General features: G+C 68.3%; 6 protein-coding genes. All 6 read right to left on the reverse strand.

The genetic code is table 11. The annotated features are described in order from the left end of the window. Positions 1 to 490: 490 nt before the first annotated feature. Entirely contained in the window at positions 491 to 2,737 is a 2,247-nt protein-coding gene (locus WD271_09960; GenBank protein ID MEX1008151.1) for a bifunctional (p)ppGpp synthetase/guanosine-3',5'-bis(diphosphate) 3'-pyrophosphohydrolase, read from the reverse strand. Positions 2,738 to 2,791: 54 nt separating this feature from the next. Then, on the reverse strand, positions 2,792 to 4,048 hold the full coding sequence (secF, locus tag WD271_09965; protein ID MEX1008152.1) for a protein translocase subunit SecF: 1,257 nt from the start codon (positions 4,046 to 4,048) through the stop codon (positions 2,792 to 2,794). 91 nt (positions 4,049 to 4,139) lie between these two features. Continuing rightward, a complete protein-coding gene (secD, locus tag WD271_09970) occupies positions 4,140 to 5,741 on the reverse strand; it encodes a protein translocase subunit SecD (GenBank protein ID MEX1008153.1) in 1,602 nt (533 codons plus the stop codon). 3 nt (positions 5,742 to 5,744) lie between these two features. Further along, positions 5,745 to 6,125 carry a preprotein translocase subunit YajC gene (gene yajC, locus WD271_09975; protein ID MEX1008154.1) on the reverse strand — a complete coding sequence of 127 codons (381 nt, stop codon included), beginning with the start codon at positions 6,123 to 6,125 and terminating at the stop codon, positions 5,745 to 5,747. A 63-nt stretch (positions 6,126 to 6,188) separates the two neighbouring features. After that, positions 6,189 to 7,223, reverse strand: coding sequence for a Holliday junction branch migration DNA helicase RuvB (gene ruvB / locus WD271_09980; protein ID MEX1008155.1), 1,035 nt, complete (start codon positions 7,221 to 7,223; stop codon positions 6,189 to 6,191). 11 nt (positions 7,224 to 7,234) lie between these two features. Beyond that, the coding region (ruvA, locus tag WD271_09985; protein ID MEX1008156.1) for a Holliday junction branch migration protein RuvA at positions 7,235 to 7,848 on the reverse strand (614 nt) is incomplete at its 5' end.

Below are 7,848 nucleotides of genomic sequence, written 5' to 3' on the forward strand. Positions count from 1 at the left end.
TCTCGACCAACCGCCACTCCGGCCTGTTCTGGCCGGCAACAGTGGCGGTTGGTCGCGGGGAGCCTGACTGGCGCAGCAGACCCCCTCATCGATCTGCGGCTCTGGGTGGAGAGGGCAACGATCGATCGCGTCGCTTCTATGAGAACGCGCCCCGTCGCCGCAACTGGTGCGACGAACTGGGCCGGTGGTTCTTGATCGCGCCTGACTTGTAAGGCCCAGCGTTACAAAGGACGCGCGATCGCGCGGGCGCCCACGAGATGCCGCCCAAAACAAGACCCTTCTGTAGCCAGCCCGTCGAGCCGGTCAACCGGAACTCGCGCAGCGGCCGAGGCGACGTCATCGCTTTCGAAGGGTGCGGCCGCCCGGAGAGACCCGTCCCGGAGGGACGCGTCCGAGCGCAGCGAGGACGCGCAGGGGCTCTCCCGGATCCAAGGCCGCCCTTCGAAAGCGCAACGGCGTCGCCTCGGCCGCAGAGACTCGGCGTGGGAACTCAGACGCCGGAGCGAGCGTGACCGGGCAGCACGCGGTAGGCCGTGTACACCGAGTCGACGCGTTTGAGCGCCGAGATGATCGAGTCGAGATGGCTCGGGTCGGCAAGCTCGAAGTCGAACCGGAACTTCGCGACGCGATCACTCGATGTCTGCGATGTGCTCGCCAAGATGTTCACGTGGTACTCGGCGAGCACTTGCGAGATGTCGCGCAGGAGCCGGTTCCGGTCGAGCGCCTCGACCTCGACGGAGACCACGAACGTGGCCGGCTGGTCGTTGTCCCACTCGACCTCGATGAGCCGCTCGGCGTGGTCGACCAGCCCGGCTGCGTTCGCGCAGTCAGTGCGGTGCACCGACACGCCGCGGCCGCGCGTGACGAAGCCCATGATGTCGTCGCCCGGAACCGGGGTACAGCACCGCGACAGCCGCACCATCACATCGTCGAGTCCTTCGACGTGCACACCAGCGGCACGCCGCGAGTCGCGACGCGGTGCGCGCGGCGGGCGCGCGGTGGTGACGGGCAACTGCTCCTCTCCCCCGCGCAACTCCTTCTGGAGACGTTGCACGACGGCCTTCGCCGACACGTGGTGCTCGCCGATCGCAGCGTAGAGAACGTCGAGGTCGGCGTAGTGCAGCGCGTCGCCCACCGCCTTCAGCGCGTCGGACTGCGCGAGCCGCTGTACCGGCAATCCCTCGCGGCGGAGCGCCTTGGTGAGCTCCTCGCGGCCCGTATCGATGGCGTCGAGCCGTCGCTCACGGGAGAACCGCTGGCGGATCTTGGTGCGCGCCCTCGGCGTGCGGACGAACTGGAGCCAGTCCCGGCTCGGGCCCGCGCCCTCGACCTTGCTCGTGAAGATCTCGACCGTGTCGCCGGACACCAGCGTCGAGTCGAGCGGCACCAACCGGCTGTTGACGCGCGCGCCGATACAACGGTGACCGACGTCGGTGTGGATCGCGTACGCGAAGTCGACCGGAGTGGCCCCAGTGGCGAGCGTGATCACCTTGCCCTTCGGCGTGAAGACGAAGACCTCGTCGTACTCGAGGTCGATCTTCAGTGACTCCATGAACTCGCCGGGATCGGATGTTTCCTGCTGCCAGTCGACCATGCGCTGCAGCCACACGAGGTCGTCGGCGGGCTCGCGCTCCTTGTAGCCCCAGTGCGCGGCGATGCCGTACTCGGCACGCCGGTGCATCTCCTGCGTGCGGATCTGCACCTCCACTGCCTTGCCCTGTGGGCCGACGACGGTGGTGTGCAGCGACTGGTAGAGGTTGAACTTCGGCATCGCGATGTAGTCCTTGAAGCGGCCTTGCACCGGACGCCACATCGCGTGGATCGAGCCCAGCGCGGCGTAGCAATCCTTCACCGAGTCGACGACGACGCGCACGCCCACGAGATCCTGTACATCGTCGAACTGCTTACCGCGCGTGATCATCTTCTCGTAGATCGACCAGTAGTGCTTCTCGCGACCGCGCACGTCGGCTTCGATGTGCAGCTCGGCGAGCCGCGCGCGCAACTCGGTGAGCACGTTCTCGAGCAAGTCGACGCGCTCGGGCGCCTGCACAGCGACCATCTGCTCGATCTCGGCGTAGCGCTGCGGGTAGAGCGTCGCGAACGCGAGGTCTTCGAGCTGCCACTTCACGTCGGCGATACCGAGGCGGTGCGCGAGTGGCGCGTAGATGTCGAGCGTCTCCTGCGCGATCCGCCGCTGCTTGAACTCGGGGAGCGACGCGATCGTGCGCATGTTGTGGAGACGGTCGGCCAGCTTGATGAGCAGGACCCGGATGTCTTTGGCCATCGCCACCAGCATCTTGCGCAGCGTGGCGGCCTGCTGCGCCTCCTTGGAGTCGAACTGGAGCCGATCGAGCTTGGTGACGCCGTCGACGATCGCCGCGACCTCGCTGCCCAGCTCGCGCTCGATCTGCTCGACCGTGACGCTCGTGTCCTCCACTGCGTCGTGGAGCAGTGCGGCGGCGATGGTGACGTCGTCGAGGCCGAGGTCGGCGAGGATCAGCGCGACCCCGAGCGGGTGGGTGATGTAGGGCTCGCCCGACCGGCGGACCTGCTCGGAGTGCGCGACGCGCGCCAGTTCGAAGGCCTGCTCGATCAGCGCGGAATCGGTGCGGCGGTGGCGCTCTCGGTAGGCCGCGATCAGGGGTGCGACCTCGACGTCGACCATGTGCTGGCGTCGCCAGGGCAGGACGGAACGGCGGTCGGTGCGGACCTCGACGCGCGGCTCGGTAGTGCTCATCAGGCCATCACTCTATGGCTCGCTCGCTGCGGCGCAGGTTACCTGCGGCGCGTGTTATCTCCGCTTCTTGCCGCGCTGCTGGCGCGGCCGCGGGTTCGACCCGCCCCGCCCCGGCGCGGAAGGCGAGGCGGAGGGAGAACGGGACTTGGAGGGACTCGACGCGGTCGCGGTGGGCGGAGGCGCGGTGGTGATGGTCGCACGGGCAGTCACGTCTTCGGTGTCGTCGATGTCGACACGCTCGTCGACCTCGGCTGCGAGCAACACGGGTGCCGGCTCCGCGAGCTCCGGCGGCGGCGCCGCTTGCTGCACAGGCCGCTTCGCGAGATCGGCCGCGGCGCGCTCGCGGAGCGCGCGGTAGCGCGGTTCGCGCTCCTTGAGCCACGCGAGCACCGGTGTGGCGCCGAAGATCGACGAGTACGCACCCACCGTCAGACCCACGAACAACGCGAGCGCGAAGTCGCGGAGCACGAGCCCGCCGAACACGTAGGTGCCGACGATCAGGAGCGACGCCACCGGCAGGACGGCGACCAGCGACGTGTTGATCGACCGCATCAGCACCTGGTTCAACGAGCGGTTGACCATGGCCGAGAACGTGTCGCCGCGCTCGGTGCCGAGACGCGCCTGATTGTCCCTCACCTTGTCGAACACGACCACCGTGTCGTAGAGGGAGTACCCGAGGATCGTCAGGAATGCCACGACAGTCGCGGGCACCACCTCGAATTGGGTGATCGCGTACACACCGACCGTGATGATGATGTCGTGGATCACGGCGATGATCGCGGCGAGGGCCATCCGCCACTCGAAGCGGAACGTGAGATAGATCGCGATCACGACGAAGAACACGACCAACGCCTGGAGTGCCTTGCTGCTCACCTTGTCGCCCCAGGTAGGCCCGACGTTCTTCACGAGGACCTGCTGCGTGTCGATGCCGGCGTACTTCGCGAGCGCGGCGCTGATCTGCCCTTGCTTCGCGGGTGAGAGATCCTCGGACTGCACGCGCACGGAGTCGTCGCCGAGGATGAGCACCCTGGCATCGCCGAGGCCGAGCGGATTCAGCGCGTCGCGTACGTCGCTGACCGAAGCCGACCCGTTGCTCCGGGTGAACTGCCACTGCGTGCCGCCCTCGAAATCGATCCCGAGGTTCAGACCCTGCACCGCGAACGCGACGACCGAGATGAGGACCAGCGTGCCGGAGAGGATCGCCCAACGCCACGAGCGGTCGATGAAGTTGAAGTGCGTGCGCTCGTGGTAGAAGTCGCCGAGCGTGTGTCGCTCGCGCTTCGGCGCGACGGTGGTGGCAGCGCTTGTCATGCTTGTCCGCTCTCGGTGCCTACACCACGGCTCGCTCCCTGCGGACCGGGGTACCCGGTCCGCAGCCGTTCGCTCGCATGCACCGGGCGGCTCACGCCGTGATCCCCGGCGCGTCGAGACCCGCGGCGATACCCACGCCGCGCATGCGGACCAGCTCGGGATTACGCGCCATGAGCGACACCAGAGGGTGCATGAAGAAGTAGGCCACAAGCAGGTCGAGGATGGTCGACAGTCCGAGCATCAACGCGAAGCCGCGCACCGATCCGATCGCGAGCCAGTACAGCACTCCGGCGCCGATGAGCGACACGAGGTCGGCGGCGACGATGGTGCGGAACGAGCGCGTGAACGCGCGGTCGACGCACGCGCGGACGGTGGAACCGGCGCGCACCTCGTCCTTCAATCGTTCGTAGTACACGATGTACGAGTCGACCGTGATACCGACCGACACGATGATGCCGGTGACGCCGGCGAGGGTGAGGGCAAGCCCCAACGACGAACCGAGGTACGTGATCACGCAATAGAGCGCGATCCCACTCAGGCCGAGTCCGGCGATCACGACCAGACCGAGCAAGCGGTAGTAGAAGAGCATGTAGGCCGCGACGAGCGCAAGCCCGAGGAGCCCGGCCGCAATGCCGGCGTCGAGCTGATCCTGCCCCAGTGAGGGCGACACGTTCTCGACGCTGATCTTCTTCAACTGGACCGGCAGCGCGCCGTAGTTGATCAGCTTCGCGAGATCCTTCGCTTCGCTCTCGGTGAAGGTGCCCGAGATCACCGCGGTGCCATTGAAGGAGGTGAACGACGCGTCATTCGGCTGGATGTTCGGCGCCGACTGCACGATGCTGTCGAGCGTGATCGCGACCTGCTTGTGGAACTGCGCCTGGGCAAGCTGGTCCCACTTCGAGCTTCCGGAGCCGGTGAGATCCATCGTCACGGTCCAGCCCTCGCTCGACCGGAACTCGGCCTTCGCGCTATCGACCGCCTTTCCGGTGAGCGCGGCCGGCCCGAGGTAGAGGCGCGAAGCTCGCGGGCCGCCCGGCTTGTCGGGGAGCACCACGCACGCCTTGCGCTTGTCGTTCTCGCGCGAGGTCGTGGGGATCTTCGGGAGCGCGGCGACCGCGCTCGCGTCACACGACGCGACTGCGGCATTCGCCGCCTCGTCCTTGGACGATTTCGCGGTGTTGCCCGCAACGGTGGTTTCACACTCGTTGTTGGCTGCCGTGTTCTGCGCCGGTGTGGTGGTCGTGGTGGTCGGCAGCGTGGTGGTAGTGGTCGTGGTGCTCGGCGAGGTGGTGGTGGACGCACCGGGCGCCGCGGTGGTGGTCGTGGTGGTGGGTGCCTTCGCCGGCGGTACCCCGGGAATGAACACCGGGCGGAAGCGCAGCTCGGCCGTCTGGCCGACGATCCGCTCGGCCTTGCACCGGTCTTTGACCCCGGGGAGGTCGACGACGATGTCGCTGCCCTGCCTCGAGATCTCGGGCTCGGCAACTCCGAGGCTGTCGACGCGGTTGCGGATCACGTCGACCGCGACGTCGAGCGCCTCGGGCTTGTAATTCCCCACCGGCGACAACACCACGGACACGCCGCCGCGCAGGTCGAGGCCGAGCACCGGGGTGTTGCCCGACACGAGCGTGGCGATGAGCGCGCCGATCACGATGACGATCGACGACACGAGGAAGATGACGTTTCTCCGCACGGATCAGTGCCCGGGGTCGTCCGACGGGGGGTCGACGTCGGTGCCATCAGTGATGCCGGCGGCGCCATCGGTGCCATCGGTGCCATCGGTGCCATCGGTGGCATCGGCGGTGGTGGCGGTGGTGGCGGTGAACGCGGCGGCGGGCTGGGCGATCGCGATCCGCGCGATGCGGAGCACCGTCCCGGGCGCGATCTCGAGCTCGACCGCGTCGTCGGTGAGCCCGCGGATCGTTCCGAAGATCCCGCCCGACGTGATCACCTCGTCACCAACCGAGAGCGCGGCCACGAACTGCCGGTGCGCGGCTGCCCGTCGCCGTTGCGGGCGCACCATGAGCAGGAAGAACGCGAGCGCCAGAACGGCGAAATAGACGAGCGCGATCTCCATGACGTCCCAACGCTGGACTCGACGGTGAGCCGGGTTGCGGCAGAGGAGGATGGTAGCGCCGGGTCACTCGACCGCCGTGTCGGGAGGGGCCTCGAAGAGGTTCGGGCGGAGTGCCGGGCCGACGGGCAACGCCAGGTGCGCGAAGGCCCCGGGAGTGGCAACGCGGCCGCGTGGCGTGCGGTCGAGGAGACCGGCTGTGAGCAGGAACGGCTCGTAGACCTCCTCGATCGTGTCGGGCTCCTCCGCCACTGCCACCGCGAGCGTGTGGAGGCCGACCGGCCGGCCGGCGAACGTGACGCACAGCGCGTGGAGGATGGCGCGATCGACCTTGTCGAGGCCGAGCTCGTCGACCTCGAACAGCGCGAGGGCGTCACGAGCGACGCCGGTGGTGACCCTGCCGTCGGCGCGAACCTCGGCGAAGTCGCGCACGCGCTTGAGGAGACGATTGGCGATGCGCGGTGTTCCCCGTGCGCGCCGGGCGATCTCGTGCGCGCCATCGGCCTCGAGTGGCACACCGAGGATGCGAGCTGTGCGCTCCAGGATCGCCTCCAGGTCGGCGGTGTCGTAGTAGTCGAGGCGGGCGACGAACCCGAAACGGTCGCGCAGCGGGCCGGTGATGAGCCCGGTGCGGGTGGTGGCGCCGACCAGCGTGAAGCGCGGCAGCTCGAGACGGATCGAGCGCGCGGAGGGCCCCTTGCCGATGACGATGTCGAGCTGGAAGTCCTCCATCGCGGGATAGAGCACCTCCTCGACAGGGCGCGGCAGGCGATGGATCTCGTCGATGAAGAGGACGTCGCCGTCGTCGAGGTTGGTGAGGATCGCGGCGAGGTCGCCCGCGCGTTCGAGCGCCGGGCCACTCGTGATGCGCAGACCGACCTCGAGCTCCACCGCGACGATGCCCGACAACGTGGTCTTGCCGAGACCGGGCGCGCCGGCGAACAACAGGTGGTCGACCGACTGCCCGCGCGCGCGTGCGGCGCCGAGCATGATCTCGAGGTGCTCCTTCAGCCGCGGCTGGCCGACGAACTCGTCGAGCCGGCGCGGCCGGAGGCTCGTCTCCTCCGCCACCTCGACCGGATCGGCAGCTGGCTTCAACATCTCCTCTCTACTCAATGGGTCACCGCCAGCAGCTTGAGCGCTTCGCGGAGGAGGTCTTCGACGCGGCCGTCGTCGGGAAGTTGCGTGACGATGTCGCGCACTTCGTCGGCCGAGTAACCGAGCCCCGTGAGCGCTTCACGCACCTCGGCGCGCGCGGTGGGCGCGGCGACACCGTCGGTGAGATCGAAATCGGGAACCTCGAGGCGCGTCTTCAGCTCGACGAGGAGGCGCTGGGCGGTGCGCTTGCCGACGCCGGGCACGAGCGTGAGCGAGGCAAGGTCGTCGTCGACGAGCGCACGACGCAGCGAACTGGGCGAGTGCACTGACAGCATCGCGAGCGCGAGCTTCGGCCCGACGCCGGTCGCGCTGATGAGCGCCTCGAAGGTGTCGCGCTCGTCGCGCGTGGTGAACCCGTAGAGGATCATCGCGTCCTCGCGCACGTGGAGATGCGTGAACAGGAACGCCGGCGTGCCAGGTTCGAGCTGCGTGAGCGCGCCGAGTGGCACGTGCACGCGGTATCCGACCCCGCCGACCTCGACGACGGCCTCACCCGACGCGTGCCGCTCGAGCACCGACCCCCGCAACGAGCCGATCATGTTGTGCGCTCCTCCCTCATTGGTCGCTC

Source organism: Acidimicrobiia bacterium (genome assembly GCA_040880805.1).
Lineage (GTDB): Bacteria > Actinomycetota > Acidimicrobiia > IMCC26256 > DASPTH01 > DASPTH01.